Here is a 21,664-nt window from a genome sequence, read left to right as displayed (position 1 = left end):
ACTTATAATTACCAAGTGTATTTTATAGGATTCGAAGCACCTTTTTTTCGGTACTCATCTGGAACTCGCTTACCAACATATTGCTGTTGTATATTTATTGGCGCTTCGCCACCTTTAAAGCCATAACGTCCTTCAACACTTTCCCTGCCTGAGAAATTGTCTGAATTTGCTTCGAGCCACTCTTCTGCAATAAAAGCACCTACAATCAAGCCTTGTACTGTAGCCAGTACAACCTCTGCCTGACTCGCTTTCTTTTGACTCAAGCGCCAAGCATAGCGAGTTGCTTCATAAAGGGAACTGTCCAATGCAGTACGGTTAACACTTATAAGTAGAACCTTGTGCTCAAACTTAGCTGTTTCTGCAGAATAGCGCTTTATAATCTCAGATGAGTGCATCGCACCAAAATCACTGTTTCCATGCCCATCCATGATATTAGTGATTCCAGGATAGGCGTCAATTAGTGCGGCTTCAACCTCAAAGGCTGAGCTTTCGGATAAACCATGTCGATGAATAACATGGGCAACATCAAAACCTGCGAGATGAATAGATCGGATTCTAGTCATTTTCTCCGATAACGAATCATCTTCTATATCACCTCGCACGTGAGCAAAGACACGATTACCTTTTCCCTTACCAATATAAAAAGTTTCTCCATTTCTAGGATCAATCAATCGATAGACATAGTATTGGAGTTTTTCAGCCACTTCTGGGGGAAATGAATCCATTTTTGAGTCTGTCATAAACATCCTTATTCTTTAATAACGTGAAAGCACACTCAACCTGAAAGGATGAAGTAGCCAAATGATTAATTGAAACTCACATTAAACTATTCAAGAAAATCAGTACAGAAAAAAGGTACAGCCGTTTTTAATAAGCCATAAATTAACGAAAAAAGCGCCTTGTAAGCGTTACGTTTATCCAAAAAAACCTTTAAAACACTGGCTCATAAAATAGATTATGGGGTGGTAAAATAACTATTTACATTAAAGAAAGCTTCGCTTTCGCGGCACATTACGCTCCGCTTACGATGCCCTACGGGTGGGTTGGGATGCGAAGTTGTTTGCTTATGTTTCATTTTCTGTCAATTCAAGCTGCCGCTCACTTCGCCAGACGCGTATGAGCACAATCTCTTTAGCTTGTCTGAGGTAGACAACCCGAAATGGCGCGTTTATCAGTTCGCGAATATGATCCATGTTGAATTCAGGAACAATTCGGCCTGCATCGGGGTGAATTTGAAGCATGCCGCAACGCTTCAAGATAGCAGTTACGAAGTCCTCACCGATATGTGGCACACCCTCCTCTCTGTAATACACCTGAATAGCCTGTAAATCTTCAAGAGCAGACTGTGCAATGCGTATTTCCATTTACTTGATACCCAAGGTTTTCTTGGCGTCCTCCAAGGAGACAGTGTTGCCTTCGCGAACATCCATAAGTCCCTTTGCTACCGCTTTTACAAACTGCAGTTCCTCCGCGTTTTTCTCATAATCTTCTAGCCCCTGAACAACCGCTACGCCACGGCCACGACTGGTAAGCAAAATTGGGCGATGCGTTTCCTGCGTTCGACCAACTACCTTTCCAGGGTTGATTTTAAGGTCTGATAGAGGAATGACATCCTCGGAAAATTTAATCTGCATAGTGGCTACCTAGTGGGCAATTAAGTGCTATTAGTAGCACCCGTTAACAGGTGCGGTCAAGGAGCATAATGCTCGCGGAAGTCGGGTCAAAGCCCTTTTCCATAAAGGCTTGTTGTTTCTGATAGTACGTTGGAGGAAAAGGGGCTCGACACTTTGGGTTATTGAAGCACTTTGATACAGATTTTATATTTTGCCATCAATTTTTAATTCACTCAGAAAGTCTTCATAAGACATTTCTGGCTCATCTGAACGCTCTGATATGGCTATAAGGTCTTCTTGATCTTCTCTCATCAGCAAGCGTACCGCTTCATCAATTAGTTCTGAAATAGAGACATCCGATGATGCCGCTCGCATTTTTAGCGCTTTGAGGGTATCTGGTTCAAAATAAACGGTTGAACGCTTTGATAAATTACTCATGTTATGCCTCGACGATTCCTTTGTAGCCTTTACATTGTAGCGTTATAACGTAAAAGCACCAAAGTAATAACCCCTCCCTCGCCCTCCCCTTGGAAGACATAAGGGGAGGGAAAATTACGTTGTCGGGCTAACGCCGCGACTTACAAAAAAGTTAAATCAACAACTTACAAGGTTGATGTGGAGCAAGGCCAACGCCAAGAACGAGATCAAAAGACTTTAACCACCGCTAAACAAGCTAGAATTGAAAAATGACATTCCTACGAGGTAGGCGGTACTTTTCTTTAAAAATACAGCGAGGAAGGAATGTCATTTGTTTCAATTCAACCCCAAAAGCTCATTTTAATCTGCTAACTAAACCACTGAGCTTTCTTTCACGTCACTTAAAGCGTTGTTGATTTCTTTCCAAGTCAGTCCGCTGCGCTTTTTCGTTTCTGTTTTGGTTTGGGTGATTTGGATAATCTGCCCTGCGATGGAGATGGCGATTTCGAAGGGCTTTTTGCCTGTAATTTCGTTTAGTCCTACTGGGCAATGTACTGAGTCGATTTCGGCTTGGCTGAAGGAGGCGCTGACGAGGCGTTTTTTGAAGCGTAGGGCTTTGGTTTTCGAGCCGATTAGGCCGATGAATCGGCAGTCTTTTCGATCCAATAATGCTTCCACTAGCTGATAGTCCAAGGCGTGGTCGTGGGTCATGACTAAGGCGATTTCGTTATGGCTCATGTGGTCGATGTGTTCCAACATGGATTCATACAAAAACGGTGTGACGTTGCTCGGAAGACCTTTAATATTGTGGTCTTGAGCTAGGTTCTCACGGCTGTCGACCCATGAGATTTTCGCCTGCATGTTGCCCAATACATTGACCAAGGTGGTCGCTACGTGTCCCATACCAAAGATGGTAATTTTGTCGGCGGGTTCTGGAAAATATTCCAACAATACGCTGACCGCGCCGCCGCAACATTGGTTGGTTTTGGCGGCGAGGGGAAAGTGTTCCAGCAGATGAGAAGGCGAAGACGCATCTTGCAACATGGCGCGGGCTTTTTGGCAGACAGCGTATTCCAGCTGTCCGCCGCCGATGGTGTCGAAGCTGTGTTCCTCGGTAATGATCATCTTGCTGGAGGATTCCCGCGGCGCAGAACCTTGGGTGCCGATCACGGTGGCGATCACCCAAGCCTGCCCTGCTTTTTCTACTTCCTGTAAAGCATGAACCCAACTCATGGAAGACATCATAGGCTGGCTTCCTTAGCCGCTTGCATGGCGTAAAATACCGCTTCTGGTGTCGCTGGCACGGCCAATGGTGGCGAGAATTTATGGTCAGCGACCGAAGCACAGGCGTCTTTTAACGCGCACCAAACGGAAATCCCCAGCATCAATGGCGGTTCACCCACGGCTTTAGAGCGATAGACGGATTCTTCGCTGTTGGCACGATCAAAGAGTTTGACGGTGAATTTTTCTGGAATGTCCGCCGAGGTTGGGATTTTATAATTCGCTGGGCTGTTGGTGGTGATACGGCCTTTATCATCCCAGCTGAGTTCTTCTGAGGTGAGCCAGCCCATGCCTTGCACAAACGCGCCTTCGATTTGTCCGATGTCGATGTCCGCGTTAATTGAATCCCCCACGTCGTGAAGGATATCCACTTGAGTGACTTTGTATTCGCCGGTAAAGGTATCGACGATCACTTCTGCCACTGCGGCGCCATTGGCGTAATACAAGAAGGGTCGACCTTTGGCGGCTTTGCGGTCGTAACCAATTTTTGGCGTTTTATAAAAACCGGTAGACGATAAAGACACGCGGTTCATGTAGGCCAGTTTGATAAATTCAGGGAAGCTCATGGTCTCGCTGCCTAAAATGACTTGATCGTCTTCAATAGCGAAGGCATCGGCGGCGATACCAAAATGCTCCATGGCGAATTCTTGCAAGCGACCTTTAATCGTCATCGCTGCATCCAATGCTGCCATGCCGTTCAAATCCGTGCCTGCTGATGCCGCAGTGGGCGAGGCGTTGGGGACTTTGTCGGTACGAGTCGAGCCGACGTTAACGCGCTGGTAATCTATACCAAAGGCTTTGGCAACAATTTGCGCTACCTTGGTATAAAGCCCCTGCCCCATTTCTGTTCCGCCGTGGCTCACATGCACGCTGCCATCGGTGTAAACATGCAGCAAGGCGCCGCCTTGGTTTAGGTGTTTCGAGGTAAAGGATATACCGAATTTTACGGGTGTCAGCGCCAGTCCCTTTTTCAAGAAAGGGTTTTGCTTGTTAAAGGCATTAATCGCTTGGCGACGCGCACGGTAATCCGAGCTGGCTTCCAATTCTTCCATCAGCGTCAGCAACACATCGTCGTCAACTTTTTGCCCATACGGCGTGGTGTCTTTACCGGCTTGATAACAATTCAGTTTGCGAATATCTAAGGCATCTTTGCCTACCGCACAGGCGATTTCTTCGATGACGTTTTCCGCCAACAAAACGCCTTTAGGTCCACCAAAACCTCGGAAAGCAGTATTAGACACCGTATGCGTTTTGCCGCGATAACCACTGATGCGAGCATTCGGTAAAAAGTAAGCATTGTCGGCATGAAACATCGCGCGGTCGACCACGCCGTCGGACAGGTCTGCCGTACAGCCACATTTGCCGACCATGTCGTATTCTGCCGCGAGGATTTCCCCTTCATCGGAAAAGCCCACTTGGTAGCTGTTCCAAAAATCATGACGTTTGCCCGTTTGTACCATGTCATCTTGGCGTGGCATACGGTATTTCACCGGACAACCATTACGCACAGCCAATACGGCAGCGGTACAGCCAAGTACAGCGGCTTGCGATTCTTTACCGCCAAAGCCGCCGCCCATACGACGCACTTCAACAAGCACCTGCGCAACAGGCAAACCCAAAACTCGAGCCACCAGCTTTTGCACTTCGGCAGGATGCTGGGAAGACGCAAATACCTGCACTCCGCCGTCTTCATTGGGAACGGCCACACTGATTTGCCCTTCTAGGTAAAAATGTTCTTGGCCTTTGATATACAAATCCGACTTAATCCGACGCGGCGCCGCTGCCATGGCTTCCGTGGCATTACCACATTGAATGGTATGGGTGGGTAGCACAAACTCTTGGCGCTCTAATGATTGACGAGGATGCAAGGTTGCTTCTCGCGGTTGATAGACAATCTCGGCTAACCGTACGGCTTGTTTCGCCGCGCGCAAACTGGTGGCAGCCACGGCAAAAATCGGTTGCCCAATGTAATGCACGAAATTACCCGCCAACATTAAATCCCCGCTTAATACGGGGAAACGTCTGGATCACCAGGAATGTCTGCTTGCACAATCACATCCACCACGCCGGGATAGGCACGGACTTTATCCAAATTGATCGACACAATATCCGCGTGCGCTTCCGTCGATAAGCCCGTCGCCACATGCAATTCATTTGGCCATTCCGGCATATCGTCAATGTAAATCGCTTGGCCTGTTACGTGTTTAATCGCCGATTCATGGATCGGCAAAAGGCCTTTTTGAGAAGAGATAGCAAAATCTTGTGGCAGTTTACGCATGAGTGCTTGCCTCCAAACCTGTCGATAAAATTGAGTCACTGACAGCATGGCCTGAGAAAGTCACCACGTCGGTACCATTCAGCTCTAACCATGCCTTGCGAATCAGGTTGCATGCCATGTCTAAACGATATGCCGCGCTGGCTCGCATATCGCTCATGGGGGTTAATTCACTGCGCAATGCTTCGATGGCCTGGTTTAACGCGTGCTCGTCATTAATGCGTTTGCCTGTCAATGCGGCTTCGGCTTTGCGTCCTCGAATCGGCGTCGCTGCCATGCCGCCAAACGCCAAACGCACATCGCTTAATTCGCCATTATCGACTGCAAAACGAACCGCCAACATAACACTGGAAATATCGTCTTCCATGCGTTTCGAGACTTTATAAAAACGATGGAATTGCGCGAGCTTATCCGAGGGATACATCAAACGAGGCGATCATTTCATCGCTTGCTAATTGAGTTTTCTTATAACCTAGGTAAAAGTCCGAAATGTTCACAGCTCTGGTGCTGCCGTCATTTTTCAATAATTGGATGTCGGCATCAAACGCCAGCAATAGCGGAGGTAAATCGGCAATCGGTGAGGCGTTCGCCACGTTGCCGCCAATGGTGCCACGGTTACGAATTTGTCGAGAGGCTATGCGACTTAACAAAGCGTTCATCTGTGGATACTGCGTCTTACTGAACGCTTCCAGCTCGCTGTAAGTGACGGATGCGCCGATGGTCAAGGTGGTTTCTGCAACGTGTAGCTGTTTCAGCTCGGCCACGCAAGATACATCGATCAAGGTGTCAAAATCACGATAGCGTTGCGTGTTTTCTAGCATCAAGTCTGTTCCACCCGCAATCAAGGTCGCTGCTGGATTCGCTTTTAATGCCTGAGCAAGTTGTTCTAAATCTGTCGGCTGTAAGTAATTACGACTGTTTTTGGGGCTCTTTTTGCAGGCTTGCTAACTGAGTTTTGACTTGATTATTTTGGCTCATTAGCTCAGTGAAGGGTTCCACTGAGCTTGCCATGTCACTCATAGACAAGCCCGCATCGATGATCGGACGATAGCCTGTGCAACGGCATAGATTCCCAGAAATTGCGTCGCACACCGCTTCGCGGTCGATTGATTGCTCGGCGCGCTGCGCGTTTTCATAAAGCCCCGCCAATGACAACACAAAACCCGGTGTACAAAAGCCGCATTGAGAGCCGTGATGCGTCACCATGGCTTGCTGAGCTGGGTGCAATTCACCAGCTTTTGATAAATACTCCACCGAAACAATGTGTTTACCCGCCAAGGATTGAATCGGCGTAATGCACGAATTGAGTGTCGAGTACCTAAGTTCGCCGTCTTCCAACGCACCAACAAGTAGCGTACATGCACCACAATCGCCAGATCCACAGCCTTCTTTTGTCCCCGTTAAGCCACGCTTTTCTCTTAAGTAGCGCAACGCTGTAAAGTCGCTAGGGAGCGTGTTATCGTCGATGAGGCTCATCGTTTAGTATAAATTGCAAAGCGCTCTCCTTAATTAAAATAGTCTCTATGATGGTGGTTATAATAATAGTCGAAATGCAAAAACCTGACCAATCGTACAAAGTTTAATTAAAAACTAATCTCCTCCCCCGAACAATCAATTTTGCAACGCTAAACACACTATATCCAACCGAAACATACATTGAATGCTCAAAAAAGGTTTACCAACCTAGAAAAAATTGCAAATGAGTTTTATTATCATTAAGTGAATTTAAGCAAGTAACCCAAGGTGGACATGATGAATAAACTTAATATTAGGGAACAATTTGCTCTGCTATCAGAAGAGTGGGCACCAAAAGTCATTGCCAAGCCAAATGGACAATCCATCAGAATTCTCAAAGGCAGCGGTGAACTTGGCTGGCATCAACATGAGAATGACGAAAAAGTCATCATTGTCTTCAAAGGCCAACTCACATTAAAACTCAAATCTTCCCACGACATCATCCTTAATGAGGGCGATATGTATGTGATGCCAAAAGGTGTCGATCATTGCCCAGTCGCACAGCCCGACACACACTTCATGATGATAGAGCCAACTTAGTCTGCACTCCAAGGTGAGCATCAAAGATAAAGCCAGAGCGATAAAGATATAGCACTGTTAAAAATTTAGGTCTAAAATAAGACTTAAATTTAGTACTTAATTGAGGTTCCTATGAGACAAGTCTTAGCCAATTACACAGCCAGTATTTCTGAATTAAAGAAAAACCCAACGGCTTTACTTAACGAATCTGGTGGCTCTGCTATCGCCATTTTAAACCACAATAAGCCAGCGGCTTACCTCGTCCCTGCTGAGGCCTATGAGCTTTTAATGGAGATGGCCGATGATATTGAACTAGCAAAACTGGTTGAAGCTCGCCGTACTGATTTATCCAAAGCCATCGAAGTGAGTTTAGATGACTTATAAATTAAAATTTCTTCCTGCTGCTCTAAAAGAATGGCGCAAATTAGCACCACAAATTCAAACACAATTTAAAAAGAAGCTAGCGGAGCGACTAGAAAACCCGCATGTCCCTGCCTCAAAGCTACGCGGTTATGATTCTGTCTATAAAATAAAACTAAGAACCTCAGGCTACCGCCTAGCTTATGAAGTCATAGACGATGAAGTCGTCGTTTATGTGCTGGCAATTGGCAAACGAGACAACGACGCGGTTTATAAAAAACTCGCCTCTCGAGTGAGTTGATATCGCACCGTTTTGTTTCACCTCCTCGATAAAAAACCTCATAGGTTTTTCTACACCCCGCTATAAATGTCTGTTTATTCCAATGAATTCAATGAGTTAAATAAACGGCTATGATTCTATAAAAATATGGAACGATTGTTGCTACATACAAACCATATGAAACAAGTGGGTCTTTAACCCCTATTAATTGTATGGAGTAAAGCTATGAGTAAGGCAAAGAAAACAGCAATCCGTTTAACGCTTCTAGCCAGTCTTGTCTCCAGTGTTTCTGCCATGGCGGCAGATCAGGTGACATTTCAATTAGATTGGTTACCAGGTGGCGACAAAGCACCTGTCTATGTGGGAATTCAACAAGGTTTCTTTGCGGACGAAGACTTAGAGGTCAAGATCGCCAGCGGTCGCGGTTCCACCGATGCGCTAACCAAAATGGCAACAGGTCAGTCAGACATTGGTAGCTCTGATATTGGAGCGTTAATGGCAGCCAAAGCCCTTGATAAAGTACCTGTTGTAGCGGTTTACCCATACTTCACTCAAGCACCACACGCCTTTTTCGTACTTAAAAGCAGTGGCATCACCTCCATTAAAGATCTGAAAGGCAAAAAAGTCGCCACCTCTCCTTTCACTTCATCCAATGCTTTTTTACCCTTAGTCTTGAAGCAAAATGGCTTAAGCGAAACGGACATTCAATTAGTGAAATCCGATCCAGGTGCGCTCGCGCCAATGATGATAACAGGCAGCACCGATGCCATTATTGCTTGGGTTACTAATACCGCGCTTTATGACGCACAAGCAAAAGGCGCAGGCAAAGAGCTGATCGAAATGCCGTGGTCGAATTCAGGCTTGTCTCTTTATAGTTCGTCTGTTTTGGCTTCTGAGAAATTCTTAACTGAACGTCCAGATGTCGCCAAACGCTTTATCAAAGCCTTTGCCAAATCCATCGAGTTTACTTACGCCAATCCAGACCAAGCCGGTATCGATCTGCACAAAATGGTGCCAGAAGTGGACGCCAGTATTGTTTCTGCACAAATTAAGAGCATTTATAACCTGGTCTACAACGATGTGACGACACAAGACGGCTTTGGTAATTTTACCGATGAACGCATTCAAAAAACCTGGGAGTACGTGGCAGAAGCCAATGGCCTATCAAAAGACGCCCTCGACCCTGCAACAGCAGTAAACAACACTTTTAAGCCGGAGTAACGGCATGGATAACCAAACACCAATAAACGACAACGGCAAAGCGGCTTATGTCAGCATGAAAGGCGTGGGGCATAAATATGACCCACGCCCAGAAACGCCCATGGTAGTGCAAGATATTAACTTGGACATTCATCGCCACGAGTTTGTGGCGGTGGTAGGGCCGTCTGGCTGTGGCAAATCCACCTTATTACGCATGGTGGCGGGATTACTTATTCCGTCTCATGGTCAGGTATCCGTGTTCAATTTGCCCGTGACCGAGCCACGTGATGACGTGGGTATTGTTTTCCAAAAAGCCAATTTATTGCCTTGGTTAACCGTACGCAAAAACGTGCTGTTTCCGCTTAAACACAAATATGGCCGCTATTCTGCCAGCGATGAAAAACGCGCCAATGAACTATTAGAAATGGCCGGATTGACTCAGTTTGCTGACAAGATGCCAGACGAACTCTCTGGCGGCATGCAGCAACGTGTCGGCATTGTCCGCGCACTGTTGCTCAATCCAGACATTCTATTGATGGATGAACCCTTCTCGGCGCTCGATGCCTTGACGCGAGAGCAAATCGGTTTTGACCTGCTCGATATCTGGAAAGAGCATCCAAAAACCGTGCTGTTTATCACCCATTCCATTAGTGAAGCGGTGTTACTGTCTGATCGCATTTTGGTCATGAGCAAACGTCCTGGCACGGTGTTGGATCTGATCGAGGTGGATTTACCACGACCTCGTTCATCTAAAACCATTAACTCGCCACGCTTTGCCGAGCTAACTGACAAAATTAGAGGCTATATTTATGAACCCAACGTACCAGCCTAACTCTTGGCTTGCCCAACAAGCGAATCGCTTTGCACCAGCTTTATTCTTTATCGGCCTCGTGCTGCTTTGGGAACTTATCTGTCGCGTTGGCGGTGTACCCAACTATATTTTGCCATCGCCCTCGGCTATTTTTATGGCCTTTTTCGATGTAGAGTTTTCCCGCTGGTTGACACACCTTTGGGCAACATTACGTGTGGCTTTGATGGGCTTTGCCTTGTCAATCATCATTGCCATCCCACTGTCGATTGGCATGATGCGCTCACAATTGATGAACCGTGTGCTCTATCCTGCGTTGATTGTCATTCAATCTACCCCAGTCGTCGCCGTGGCGCCTTTGATCATCGTATTGCTTGGCACCGATGACCCATCTCGTGTACTCATCACCTGCCTAATCACCTTCTTCCCTTTGGTGGTTTCCACCACAACGGGCATGCTGGAAACGCCACCCGAAATGATTGAGCTGAGCCAGTCCTTGCGAGCTCCGCGTTATCGTGAAACCTGGCAGATTCGCATTCCGTATGCGATCCCGCACATTTTCAGTGGCCTTCGTGTCTCTATCACCTTGGCGATTATCGGGGCTGTGGTGGCCGAGTTCGTCGCGGCGGAAGAAGGCTTGGGCTATTTCATTCAATTTTCCACGTCATTCTTTAAAATTCCACAGGCGTTTGCTGGGCTGATCTTTTTGTCGATTATCAGTTTGTTACTGTTTAAATCGATCCAGTGGATTCAGGCTTGGTTTTTTCCGTGGAGCCTTCCTAAGAAGAAATAACTTACGATTATTGCGCTCTTAAATACTGCGTTAAAAATGAACTCAAAATGCTCATTTATAGCCAATAGACTCCGCTTTTTCGTTCATTTTTGCCTTGTCTTTAATTCGCTCATGACATCGTAAAAACCTCAACTATAGAGACAGATATGACATTAAATACTAAAGACACAGACTTTTTACGCCAAAGCTTTGCCCTTGCGGATGAAGCCAAACAACAAGGCATTCACCCGTTTGCAGCGATCTTGGTCGACGATGAAGACAATGTGTTGATGAGCCAAGTAAACGGCTACCTGCCCGACTTCGATATGACAGGCCATGCGGAGCGTAAGTTAATGACCCGCGCCAGCAAAGCCTATCGCCCTGACTTTTTGGCAAAGTGCACTATGTACGTTTCCGCCGAGCCTTGCGCCATGTGTGCCGGTGCCGCCTATTGGGCGGGATTAGGACGCCTTGTGTATGGGTTAAGTGAACACAGCTTGAAACAGATCACTGGCAACCATCCAGAAAACCCAACCTTGGCCTTACCTTGTCGTACTGTGTTTGAATCGGGGCAACGAGAAGTGGAAGTCATTGGACCTTGCCTTGAAGAAGAGGCAGCAAAATTGCATGAAGGTGTTTGGTAAGCAATAGAACAATATTACCGTAATACAGAAGTAATCGGAGTAGAAGCAGTCAAGCGCCTCAAAACGCTGGGTCATTGCTCCATTTTCCATTAGGAGGAGACCATAATGACTCATTCATACGTACTTGAAGAACTGCAACGTGAAACCACGTTTGGTGGCGCAGGCGAAGACACCAACGATCGCGAAATTCGTATCATCGACATGAGCGACTTTGACAATCGTCGCACAGAAATCACCGAGCAACTCTGGCTCGCAGCCACTGAAATCGGCTTTTTTCAATTAAGTAACCACGGCATTGATCCACAAGAAATAAAAGCCGCATTCAGCGAATCCGAACGTTTCTTTAACCTTCCAGAAAGCATTAAAAGCCAATACCCAAGACCCAAAGGTGTCAACGCTGGCTGGGAAAGCCGTAGCCAAATTCGCCCTTCCACTGGCACCAAAGATCAAAAAGAATCCTATCAAATCACCCAATACCACATGGATAACTTGTGGCCGACTGAAAAAGAGTTGCCACACTTTCAAGCCAATGCACTGCGCTTTGAAAAACAATGTTGGGAAGTGGGCATGAAGGTGTTGTCTTGCTTTGCGGACAAACTAGGCTTTGATCGAGATTTCTTTACGAAAGCCCATGACCCACGCCTGTCGGATTACCAAAGCACGTTACGTTTGTTGCACTATTACGCCACCGAAGGGGTCACAGAACAGGGCAGTATTTGGCGAGCTGGCGCCCATACGGATTTCGATTGTTTGACCTTATTGTTCCAACACGAAGGCCACGGCGGCTTACAAGTTTGCCCAGGCGCCGAAGCAGAAACCCAACGCTGGACCAGCATTCCTCCCTATGGCGATGTCATCACTTGTAATATTGGCGATATGCTCATGCGCTGGAGCGACGATCAGCTTAAATCCAATCTGCACAGAGTCCGCTTGCCACGAATCGACGAATACTGCGGCAGCCGACATTCCATCGCCTTTTTCTGCCAAGCCAATAAATCACAGATCATCCAAGGTCCAGCGAAACGCTACCAACCTATCAGCGCAGCGGATTTTCTGACTCAACGTATTCAGGCTAACTTTGTCGATAAGTAAGTAGAAAATAAAAAACCATCATAGACACCCTATGATGGTTTTATTAAGACTCGATTCAAAATATCAAATGACAATATCTTCTTGGCTGTTAAATTGTATTAAGGCATTTTCAAACAAAGAAAGGCCTTGTTCAAAATCCACTCTTGAGTTAAATCCTCCTAAAGACACTCTAAAACAATTTATTGAAGGTAAAGATGCCGTAGGGCAACGAAATAAATCCGCGGTTCTAACTTTGATATTCTTCGATGCTAGGAAGTTGTTAAACTGATTCACATTAATATGGTTTGGTAATTCCAACCACGCATTCAAACCACCACTCCGAGAACGAAAACCAAATTTCTCAGCAAGGGCTTGGAAAGCGCCTTGTCTGTAACGCATTTCTTCTTCTAAAAGGGATTGATTGTGTTTGAAATTTTCACTGTTTAAGAAGCGTGTTGCCAACTCAAAGTTCAGCGTCGATACCATCCAGCATTGGCTGTGTATACTCAAGTTAAAAGCTTGTTGCCATTGTTTAGGTACCAAGCAGTAAGCGATTCTTAAACCACCTGCCACGTATTTAGACAAGCTAGAAAGGTAAAATATTCGATCTGGTGCTTGCTGTTGTAAGGGTACATTCCAGTGTTCTGGCAAGCAGTAATTCACATCATCTTCAATGATATAAAAATCATATTTCTCACTCAGTTCTATGATGGCGCTTAGTTGCTGTTGTGAATATTTAATATTGGTCGGATTTTGAATATTGGGGGTTATATACAAAACCTTAGGACTAAATTTCTGACAGTATTCTTCCAGAACCTCTAAGTCCAAGCCTTGTGCCGTCAATGGCACACTTAAGGGGTTTATTCGGCTCGCTTGTGCTGCTCGAAATAATCCAGGGTACGCTAATTCTTCATGAAGAATATAATCATTTTCTTTGGTGAGAATTTGCAGGCAGGTATACATTCCTTGCTGAGCACCTTGAGTGAAAGCAATATCATTGGCATCGATCTTAATCTTTTTAACAGCCAGCCAATCGGTAAAAAATTGCTTGTGCTTTTGTATACCTTGCGGCGAATAGGTCATCACCTGCTCTATTGCAAGAAGATCTTGAGCCAGTTCATTTAGCGCATTTTTGATCAACATTTGCTGACCCAACATGGGCTGCATACTGGATGCAAAATCGTATTCTTTGATAGCAGAATCATTAGTAGCAATGAAGGAACTTGGAAGGTTCACATACGTACCAGCGCCCAGCTTCGCATTCACTAGACCCTTTTTTTCAAGCAAGTCATAGGCTCTTGTTACTGTGCCATGGGTAATTTCTAGCTTATCCGCCAAAAGTCTTTGAGCTGGCAATTTTTGTCGATCGGGTAACTCGCCAGACTGAATCGCTTGCTCAATAAGCAGGGCCAATGCTTTGTACTTTGGATGCGCCAAACAAGCTTTATCGAATGTGTCTTTACTAATTTCTATAATTATATTCATAACAATAAATAAATTGCCCACAATTGTATTGTATGTAAATCTATATAGGTACATTAAACCAATAATTGTATTAATACAATTATTGGCTGAATTTTTCTAAGAAGGAAAGGAAATGATAAATAGCGCCCTATTGGGCTCGCTCCCGCTCTGATGCTTTTTTGCCTAATAAGCACCATAACACCTGGACCCAACAACATCCTGCTGGCTAACTCAGGTGCCAATTTTGGCATTAGAAGAACCTTGCCTCACGTGATTGGCATTCGTTTTGGCATGACAATACTGCATATAATGATTTTATTTGGCTTGGGTGAAATGTTTAAGCATTGGCCTTACCTTCATAAGGTATTCACCTTTATTGCAGCAAGTTACATTGTTTATATGTCTATAAAAATCGCTTGTTCAAAAATGCCTTCAGACAAAAAGAGCCTTCAACCAATGGGCATTTTACAAGCCGCATCATTTCAGGCAATTAACCCTAAGTCTTGGGCCAGCTTAATGACAGCAAGCTCTGTATTCACATTGACTGGGGAGCTTTATTGGTCATCGGCTTTGCTATGCATCATGATGTTTAATATCGCTACGCTACCTGGGACATTCATGTGGATTACCATAGGCAAGCTCGTATCTAAGAGGCTTCAAGAACCTAAATTCCACCGTTACTTTAGTGTATCAATGGGATTATTACTGCTTGCGACCTTACCTATGATATTTATCTAAAGATCGGCCAATCTAAACCCCGCGATCTTATGCACTTCGCTCATGGCTCGGTCAAACTCGGTTTGCCAGTCATTGGGCGTTCTGGCTTCAAACCCGGCGAGTATTTGCGCCTTGGTAGCGCCTTTCACGGCCATGATGAAAGGAAAGCCAAACTTCTCTCGATAAGTATCGTTCAGCTGTAAGAAGTGCGCCAGTTCTTCCTCTGAACATTGGTCTAAGCCTGCTCCTGCTTGTTCAGAAGAGGATTCTTGCGTCAACTCACCCGCCAGTGCGGCCTTACCTGCCAAATCAGGGTGAGCGCGTAACAAGATCAATTTTTGCTCATCGCTACTGTGTTCTACGATATTGGCCATGGCTGTTTGTATTTTATCGATACTGTCAAAATACTCACTGGGATGCGCGGCTTTTTGACGCCACAGTTCTTCTGCCACCCAAGCAGAGTGCTCATAAATACGGCTGAATAACGCGATAAAATCCGCTTCATTTAAATGACTAAAAGTCGTTAACGGGTCGTGCATAAAAAGACTCCAAATTCCAACAATTCGACAAAAGTTGCACTAACAAACAAAATCTCTTCACCACAGAAACACATGGCACAAATATTGAAGCCTATGAAACAATATTTTCAGGCACTTTTCACTTACTACTGTACTGCTTGCAAAAAACAGGCAAGATAAAGCCATCATTAAAAAAAACCGTTAAGGAAAAACAATGGGATACTTAACCACGCATATTTTAGATACCACAAAAGGCATCGCGGCAGCCGGTGTCAAAATACACCTTTATAAACATACTGCAGACGGTCAACGACAATGGATTCACAGCACGCTGTCCAATAACGATGGACGCTGTGATCAGCCCTTACTGCAAGCCGACGACTTCTCTGTGGGTGTATATGAGCTGGAATTTGCCATAGATGAGTATTTTAACGCCTGCAACCTTCGTAGCGACGGCGAGACCACAACCCCTAACTTTTTGAATACCGTGGTGATTCGTTTTGGCATCAGTGATGAAAACGCCCACTACCATATTCCATTGCTTGTTTCGCCTTATTCCTATAGCACTTATCGCGGCAGCTAGTTCTCGATAACGTAGCAATCACAAACGGCTGAACGAGCCAGAATAGCGCAGCCTTTAAAAGAATCGCACCAAGATACATCACTTTCTGTCTCATCGGTCAAAGAAGAAAATTGACCACCTTCTTCTTTGACTCGACTCTCATAATAATCAATCGCCCTAAAACAATGGTTTCATAAAATAAAACTTAGACTCATTTGTTTCATGGCATATTTATTGCCAATTACTTCTTTAATCAAAGATTAAAAATGCGCCAAGACAGCTCAAACAAGGCGCAAGATTAAAGGAGAATGAGATGAAAGCACTTATTATCGGCGCCGGCATCGGCGGCCTATCTGCGGCAGCAGCACTAAAACAACAAGGCATTGAATGCGAGATTTTTGAAGCTGTAAAAGAAATCAAACCCGTTGGTGCGGCACTCTCTATTTGGTCTAACGGCGTAAAATGCATGAACCATCTAGGCATGGGCAGCATCATGGACGAACTCGGTGGGCCAATGCACCACATGGCTTACCACGATGGCTTCACTGGCAGCGTGATGACACAGTTTAGTCTTGCGCCATTGGTTGACGCCGTGGGTGAGCGCCCTTGCCCGGTATCACGCGCCGACCTACAGAGCCAAATGGTCGATTGGTGGGGGCGCGAGACCATCCAATTTGGCAAACGCATAGAAAAAGTAGATCAAACCGACACAGGAGTCACGGCGTATTTTACCGATGGCACCCACGCCGTTGGCGACTTTATGATTGCCGCCGACGGCACACACTCAGCGGTTCGCGCTGATGTGATCGGCTACCAAACTGAACGCCGCTATGCAGGCTATGTGAATTGGAACGGGTTGGTAGAAATAGACGAAAGCATCGCACCAGCTGAGCAATGGACGACGTTCGTTGGCGAAGGCAAACGCGTTTCCATTATGCCGATTGCTGGTGGTCGCTTTTATTTTTTCTTTGATGTGCCATTACCAAAAGGGCTAGCAGAAGACAGAAGCACCGTGGTGGCGGATCTCACCCGCTACTTTGCCGGTTGGGCAGATCCCGTTCAAAAACTGATTGCGGCCATTGACCCTGACACCACAAACCGTATTGAAATTCACGACATCGAGCCATTTGATACCTTGGTAAAAGGCAACATTGCCCTTCTTGGCGATGCCGCTCACAGCACCACACCAGACATCGGCCAAGGCGGCTGCTCAGCATTAGAAGACGCCGTTGTACTGGGTCAGTGCTTTAGAGAACAGTTTTGGTCAGAAAAAACCAAAACATTATCTGGGGTAATTGAGGCCTTGAAACACTATGAAGAAGCACGTCGCTTCCGTGTCAAAGACCTCGTTTTAAAAGCCCGTAAACGCTGCGACGTTACCCACGGCAAAGACATGCAAGAGACCCAAGCTTGGTACGACGAACTAAGACGCGAAACGGGAGAAAACATTATTGCTGGCCTACGCTCCACTATCGTAGGTGGACCACTGGCTTAATTTAGCGGGATTATTACTGATCGCATTATCTCAAATAATGCGATCACCACTTACTTTCCGTAACAATCTATCAGCAAGTTAAACTTGATAAGAATCATAAAACTCGATATAAATACATCTTCAACTGGAGATAACGATGAGTAAAAAGTTCTTATTGCTTACCCCTGAAGATGGGTCCAATGTATTAAAAAGCTTAGCAGCACCAGCCAGATTGGCGATTCTTACCTTGCTGCATGAGAAAGGCCCCATGAATGTTAATGATATTTCAGACCTGCTAGAACTGCCGCAATCATCGACCTCCAGTCATATCAATTCCCTCGAAAGTGCCGGCTTAATTACTACCGAAAGCCAAAAAGGTCGCAAAGGCAGTCAAAAAATTTGCCGCGCGACACACGAAGAAATCGTCTTATCTTTCAGTCATACCAAGCAGAAACAAAGCAATGTCATCGAAGTCTCCATGCCGGTTGGCTTGTATTCTGAATTTGATGTTATGGCGCCTTGTGGTTTGTGCTCAGACTCCGGCATTGTGGGGTATTTAGACAGTCCAGATACTTACCTCTCGCCAGATCGTATGCGTGCCAGCTTGTTATGGTTCACTAAAGGTTACGTGGAATATCAATTCCCCAATAATGCCCGTATTGCAGGCCAGACAGTAAAAGAGCTAGAGCTGGTGATGGAACTATCATCGGAAGTGCCAGGCACCTCTGAAAATTGGCCTTCTGACATTCATATTTCCATCAATGGAACAACGGCCGCTGTTTGGACAGCGCCCGGTGATTACGGCGACCATCGAGGCAAATACACACCAGATTGGTGGAAATTGGCTGGCAGCCAATATGGTCATTTGAAAAGCTTTCGTGTCACCCATGACGGCACCTATATCGATGGTATTCGAGTCTCCAATGTTTCCTTACAAGATATCGCATTAGAAGACCATAGATCAATTCGTGTACGAATCTCTGTACCAAATGATGCCAAACATCCTGGTGGTATTAATATTTTTGGCAAACAGTTTGGTAACTACGACCAAGATATTATATTACGCCTTCAATCTTAGCCTCATACACAACATCTTATTTTCTGATGTGTATATCCATAATCCTGCTTTAATCAATCAATATTAAAAAAATTATATATTTCAATATCTTAGTAGAATTTCAAATACTTGCCTCATTCTTTTTTCATTACCGCCTCCACTTAGACATACCAATTTTGGTATTTAATCGCACAAAAAATAAACGTCTTATTGATTGACCTCGAGTCAAACATGCTTTTAATATCCACTAATCAGATAAGAAACAAAAAAACAGATACTTAATAAATCTTAATATCCTACAAAAATAAGAAAGGAGTAAGCATGCGCGCTAACGTGACTGCACACAAAGATTATGTGATTGCTAAAATAGACCCTCGCCTTTACGGCTCTTTTATCGAGCATTTAGGACGCGCTGTTTACAGCGGTATCTACGAGCCAGGTCACGCAACTGCTGATGAACATGGTTTCCGTCAAGATGTCATCGAATTAGTGAAAGACATTGATGTACCTGTGACACGCTACCCTGGTGGCAACTTCGTTTCTGCTTACAACTGGGAAGATGGAATTGGACCAAAAGAAGACCGCCCCACTCGTCTCGACCTTGCTTGGCACACATCCGAAAGCAACGAGGTTGGTATCCATGAATTCGCCGAGTGGGCTGAACAAGCAGGTACAGAAATGATGTTGGCGGTGAACCTCGGCTCACGAGGCTTAGACGAAGCCCGCGCTTTTCTAGAATACGTCAATCATCCTGGTGGCTCCTATTGGTCTGACCTACGCAAACAAAACGGTCGCGAAGCACCTTGGAATGTCAAACTCTGGTGCCTTGGAAATGAAATGGATGGCCCTTGGCAAATCGGCCAAAAAACCGCAGCGGAATACGGTCGAGTTGCCTTTGAAACGGCCAAAGCCATGCGCGCTTTTGATAAAAATATTGAGTTGGTCGTTTGTGGCTCGTCTTCCCCTAAAATGGCGACCTTGTATGATGAATTTAATGGTTATTGAGGTGTATTATTTAACCATTATCGGGAGGCCGCGGCGACCTTGAGGCAGTGTACTGACCTCGCGTGTAGAGTGGCTCCCGCCTCATTTACTCATCTCGAAGAGTATCAAGAAGCACACTTAAGTGACTTCGCGTTACAAGGTTGAGCGGTAAAAAAGTGCGAGGTCGGGAACCGATAATTATTATCCAACCAAATTAGCGAGTACGCAAATTATGAGCACATTTGTAGGTATTGATATCGCAGCAAAAACCGTTGACCTTGTCATACGCCATGACAATAAAAATAGTCTAGTAAAAACCTTTGAGCAGACGCCAAATGGGCGAACAGAAATACTTACTCTCCTGCAACAACATGCGCCGCAATCTGTCGTTATGGAAGCCACTGGAATCTATTATTTGGATTTAGCTGTCGCGCTTCATGATGCCGACATACCTATCAGTGTGATTAACCCTAAAAGCTTTAACCACTTCGCTCAAATAAAACTAGAACACAGCAAAACTGATAATATTGATGCTGGCTTACTGGCTGAATATGCACAACGAATGGCACCTGAAAAGTGGACGCCTCCCCAGAAAAATAAATTAAAAATACGAGATATATCAAGGCAGATCAATCGTTTAACAGATGATTGCACCAAAGCGAAGAACCGCTTACATGCTATGAAATCTTATGAAGACACCTCTGATCTAGTCATCCATGATGAGCAAGATGGCATTGCGTACCTAGAAAGTCGTATTCAACGCTTGCGAATGGCAGCCCTAGAAATGATTAAAAGCGATACTGAAATAGCACAGCAATTTAATAATATTCTAGCGGCTAAGGGCATTGGAGAAGTCTCTGCTATTGCGATGCTAGGAGAGCTGATTATTTTACCTGAAACACTTAAGGCCAATCAGGTTAGTCGCTATGCAGGTTTGGATGTCCGACTTAACCAATCTGGTAGCAGTCTCAACCGTCCAGGTAGACTCAGTAAGGCTGGAAATGCTTATTTGCGTAGCGCGCTCTTTATGCCTGCCATGTCGGCTGTACGTCATGACCCAAATGTAAAAGCGTTTTACGAGGCATTAGTCGCACGAGGTAAGAAAAAGATACAAGCCATGTGCGCAGTTATGCGTAAAATGTTAACAGGGATATGGGCGTGTTTAAAATTAAACACACCCTATGACTCCTCAAAATTATTCAGTGATGAGCATAAAAAGCTTGCGCTTAAACAGAGTATCTACCCTGAATGGGAAAGCACGGTTCTGGATTATACCTATGACACAGTTGACTACATTTCACTGCACATGTATTTCGATAATCACGAAAAAAACATGGCAAATTATTTAGCGAAGGCTTGCCTACTCGATAACTACATCGACACTATCGCCGCTGTAATTAAAGCCACTAAGGCCAAAAAACGCTCCAAACACGATGTGTATATTTCCTTTGATGAATGGAACGTCTGGTACCACTCGAATGAGCAGGACAAGAAAATTCTCGGCGGCAATGATGGCTGGCCACATGCTCCGGCTTTATTAGAGGACATCTACGACTTTGCCGACACCTTGCAAGTAGGTTGTATTCTCAATACCTTTATCCGCCACAGCGACGTGGTCAAAATTGGCTGTTTGGCACAATTGGTTAACGTTATTGCGCCCATCATGACCGTTAAAGGCGGCCCAGCTTGGCGCCAGTCTACTTACTATCCCTATTTATACGCATCACAATATGGTCGTGGCACCGCACTGAATCTTGCGGTGAACTCTCCGAGCTATGACACCGAGTTTGCTAAAAATGTGGCTTACTTGGATATTTCCGCAGTGGTATCCGATAAAGACGGCGCATTGACCTTCTTTATTGTGAATCGCCACCCAGACGAAAACATTGAGTTAGACCTATCTCTGCAAGGCTTCACACATCATCGCATCATTATGGATAAAGTCATATCAGGTCATGCACTCGACGCCAAAAATGGTCCAGAAGCAGAACCCGTCGCGCCAAAAGACGGCCAAGGTGCTGCTGTGACACAACAGAAACTAACGGCAAGCATTGCTCCTATGAGCTACCGCATGATTCGACTTGGGGTGTAATCCCCCAAGTTCTTCCGTTTAACACTGGCTGAGAGAGAAAA

Annotated in this window: 25 protein-coding genes and 1 pseudogene; 14 read left to right on the top strand and 12 right to left on the bottom strand. The window is 45.3% G+C overall.

Going from position 1 to position 21,664, the window contains the following annotated elements; all coding sequences use genetic code 11:
* Positions 1–8 precede the first annotated feature (8 nt).
* The 10 genes and pseudogenes from ONZ52_RS04060 to ONZ52_RS04015 all read right to left on the bottom strand — a co-directional run bounded on the left by ONZ52_RS04060 (position 9) and on the right by ONZ52_RS04015 (position 7,062).
* Positions 9–740: an LEM-3-like GIY-YIG domain-containing protein gene (locus ONZ52_RS04060; protein WP_265217425.1), complete on the bottom strand. Its 732-nt coding sequence runs from the start codon at positions 738–740 to the stop codon at positions 9–11.
* 324 nt (positions 741–1,064) lie between these two features.
* Entirely contained in the window at positions 1,065–1,364 is a 300-nt protein-coding gene (locus tag ONZ52_RS04055) for a type II toxin-antitoxin system RelE/ParE family toxin (protein ID WP_265217424.1), read from the bottom strand.
* The gene (locus ONZ52_RS04050) at positions 1,365–1,634 is read right to left on the bottom strand and encodes a type II toxin-antitoxin system Phd/YefM family antitoxin (protein ID WP_265217423.1); all 270 of its coding nucleotides are present in this window, start codon (positions 1,632–1,634) and stop codon (positions 1,365–1,367) included. It lies immediately after the preceding gene.
* A 183-nt stretch (positions 1,635–1,817) separates the two neighbouring features.
* Entirely contained in the window at positions 1,818–2,051 is a 234-nt protein-coding gene (locus ONZ52_RS04045) for a ribbon-helix-helix domain-containing protein (RefSeq protein ID WP_100185614.1), read from the bottom strand.
* Between the two features lie 351 nt (positions 2,052–2,402).
* Positions 2,403–3,275 (bottom strand): xanthine dehydrogenase accessory protein XdhC, encoded by an 873-nt coding sequence (gene xdhC / locus ONZ52_RS04040; protein ID WP_265217422.1) that lies wholly within the window; start codon positions 3,273–3,275, stop codon positions 2,403–2,405.
* Entirely contained in the window at positions 3,272–5,305 is a 2,034-nt protein-coding gene (gene xdhB / locus ONZ52_RS04035; RefSeq protein WP_265217421.1) for a xanthine dehydrogenase molybdopterin binding subunit, read from the bottom strand. Before xdhB ends, xdhC begins: the two co-directional genes overlap by 4 nt.
* An 11-nt stretch (positions 5,306–5,316) precedes the next feature.
* Entirely contained in the window at positions 5,317–5,589 is a 273-nt protein-coding gene (locus tag ONZ52_RS04030; RefSeq protein WP_265217420.1) for a xanthine dehydrogenase family protein molybdopterin-binding subunit, read from the bottom strand.
* Positions 5,582–6,010: a hypothetical protein gene (locus tag ONZ52_RS04025; RefSeq protein WP_265217773.1), complete on the bottom strand. Its 429-nt coding sequence runs from the start codon at positions 6,008–6,010 to the stop codon at positions 5,582–5,584. The genes ONZ52_RS04030 and ONZ52_RS04025 overlap by 8 nt, the downstream gene beginning before the upstream one ends.
* Positions 5,994–6,437 (bottom strand): annotated as a pseudogene (locus ONZ52_RS04020) (FAD binding domain-containing protein); the annotation flags it as partial. The pseudogene ONZ52_RS04020 and the gene ONZ52_RS04025, both read right to left, overlap by 17 nt.
* A 58-nt stretch (positions 6,438–6,495) precedes the next feature.
* A complete protein-coding gene (locus ONZ52_RS04015; RefSeq protein WP_265217419.1) occupies positions 6,496–7,062 on the bottom strand; it encodes a 2Fe-2S iron-sulfur cluster-binding protein in 567 nt (188 codons plus the stop codon).
* A gap of 276 nt (positions 7,063–7,338) precedes the next feature.
* Here ONZ52_RS04015 and ONZ52_RS04010 point away from each other — a divergent pair, with 276 nt between their 5' ends.
* The 8 genes from ONZ52_RS04010 to ONZ52_RS03975 all read left to right on the top strand — a co-directional run bounded on the left by ONZ52_RS04010 (position 7,339) and on the right by ONZ52_RS03975 (position 12,776).
* Complete coding sequence (locus tag ONZ52_RS04010; RefSeq protein ID WP_265217417.1) at positions 7,339–7,641, top strand: cupin domain-containing protein; 303 nt, start codon at positions 7,339–7,341, stop codon at positions 7,639–7,641.
* A gap of 111 nt (positions 7,642–7,752) precedes the next feature.
* Positions 7,753–8,004, top strand: a complete 252-nt coding sequence (locus tag ONZ52_RS04005; RefSeq protein WP_219703656.1) for a type II toxin-antitoxin system Phd/YefM family antitoxin — start codon at positions 7,753–7,755, stop codon at positions 8,002–8,004.
* Positions 7,994–8,281 carry a type II toxin-antitoxin system RelE family toxin gene (locus tag ONZ52_RS04000; protein ID WP_265217415.1) on the top strand — a complete coding sequence of 96 codons (288 nt, stop codon included), beginning with the start codon at positions 7,994–7,996 and terminating at the stop codon, positions 8,279–8,281. Before ONZ52_RS04005 ends, ONZ52_RS04000 begins: the two co-directional genes overlap by 11 nt.
* Positions 8,282–8,485: 204 nt before the next feature.
* Positions 8,486–9,481 (top strand): ABC transporter substrate-binding protein, encoded by a 996-nt coding sequence (locus tag ONZ52_RS03995; RefSeq protein WP_265217414.1) that lies wholly within the window; start codon positions 8,486–8,488, stop codon positions 9,479–9,481.
* A 4-nt stretch (positions 9,482–9,485) separates the two neighbouring features.
* The gene (locus ONZ52_RS03990; RefSeq protein ID WP_265217412.1) at positions 9,486–10,292 is read left to right on the top strand and encodes an ABC transporter ATP-binding protein; all 807 of its coding nucleotides are present in this window, start codon (positions 9,486–9,488) and stop codon (positions 10,290–10,292) included.
* A complete protein-coding gene (locus ONZ52_RS03985) occupies positions 10,270–11,061 on the top strand; it encodes an ABC transporter permease (RefSeq protein WP_265217410.1) in 792 nt (263 codons plus the stop codon). Before ONZ52_RS03990 ends, ONZ52_RS03985 begins: the two co-directional genes overlap by 23 nt.
* A 146-nt stretch (positions 11,062–11,207) precedes the next feature.
* Positions 11,208–11,684 carry a nucleoside deaminase gene (locus ONZ52_RS03980; RefSeq protein WP_265217409.1) on the top strand — a complete coding sequence of 159 codons (477 nt, stop codon included), beginning with the start codon at positions 11,208–11,210 and terminating at the stop codon, positions 11,682–11,684.
* Between the two features lie 105 nt (positions 11,685–11,789).
* Positions 11,790–12,776, top strand: a complete 987-nt coding sequence (locus ONZ52_RS03975; protein WP_265217408.1) for an isopenicillin N synthase family dioxygenase — start codon at positions 11,790–11,792, stop codon at positions 12,774–12,776.
* Between the two features lie 63 nt (positions 12,777–12,839).
* Here ONZ52_RS03975 and ONZ52_RS03970 read toward each other — a convergent pair whose 3' ends face one another.
* Complete coding sequence (locus tag ONZ52_RS03970) at positions 12,840–14,240, bottom strand: aminotransferase-like domain-containing protein (RefSeq protein WP_265217407.1); 1,401 nt, start codon at positions 14,238–14,240, stop codon at positions 12,840–12,842.
* Positions 14,241–14,390: 150 nt separating this feature from the next.
* Here ONZ52_RS03970 and ONZ52_RS03965 point away from each other — a divergent pair, with 150 nt between their 5' ends.
* Entirely contained in the window at positions 14,391–14,957 is a 567-nt protein-coding gene (locus ONZ52_RS03965; RefSeq protein WP_265217405.1) for a LysE family translocator, read from the top strand.
* Here the strand turns inward: ONZ52_RS03965 and uraD are convergent.
* Positions 14,954–15,475, bottom strand: coding sequence for a 2-oxo-4-hydroxy-4-carboxy-5-ureidoimidazoline decarboxylase (gene uraD, locus ONZ52_RS03960; protein ID WP_265217404.1), 522 nt, complete (start codon positions 15,473–15,475; stop codon positions 14,954–14,956). The two genes, ONZ52_RS03965 and uraD, sit on opposite strands and share 4 nt — an antisense overlap.
* A 193-nt stretch (positions 15,476–15,668) precedes the next feature.
* On the opposite strand from uraD, the gene uraH reads away from it, so the two are divergent.
* From uraH to ONZ52_RS03935, 5 genes are all read left to right on the top strand, one after another.
* A complete protein-coding gene (uraH, locus tag ONZ52_RS03955) occupies positions 15,669–16,037 on the top strand; it encodes a hydroxyisourate hydrolase (protein ID WP_265217403.1) in 369 nt (122 codons plus the stop codon).
* A gap of 292 nt (positions 16,038–16,329) precedes the next feature.
* Entirely contained in the window at positions 16,330–17,511 is a 1,182-nt protein-coding gene (gene hpxO / locus ONZ52_RS03950; RefSeq protein WP_265217401.1) for an FAD-dependent urate hydroxylase HpxO, read from the top strand.
* Between the two features lie 136 nt (positions 17,512–17,647).
* Entirely contained in the window at positions 17,648–18,568 is a 921-nt protein-coding gene (locus tag ONZ52_RS03945; protein ID WP_265217400.1) for an ArsR/SmtB family transcription factor, read from the top strand.
* A 300-nt stretch (positions 18,569–18,868) separates the two neighbouring features.
* Positions 18,869–19,552, top strand: a complete 684-nt coding sequence (locus tag ONZ52_RS03940; RefSeq protein ID WP_321160252.1) for a hypothetical protein — start codon at positions 18,869–18,871, stop codon at positions 19,550–19,552.
* Positions 19,553–19,763: 211 nt separating this feature from the next.
* Positions 19,764–21,623, top strand: a complete 1,860-nt coding sequence (locus ONZ52_RS03935; RefSeq protein WP_265217397.1) for an IS110 family RNA-guided transposase — start codon at positions 19,764–19,766, stop codon at positions 21,621–21,623.
* Positions 21,624–21,664 lie beyond the last annotated feature (41 nt).

Origin of the sequence: Marinomonas rhodophyticola (assembly GCF_026113935.1) — a bacterium.
Lineage (GTDB): Bacteria > Pseudomonadota > Gammaproteobacteria > Pseudomonadales > Marinomonadaceae > Marinomonas > Marinomonas rhodophyticola.
This window is presented reverse-complemented; position numbering and strand designations above follow the sequence as displayed.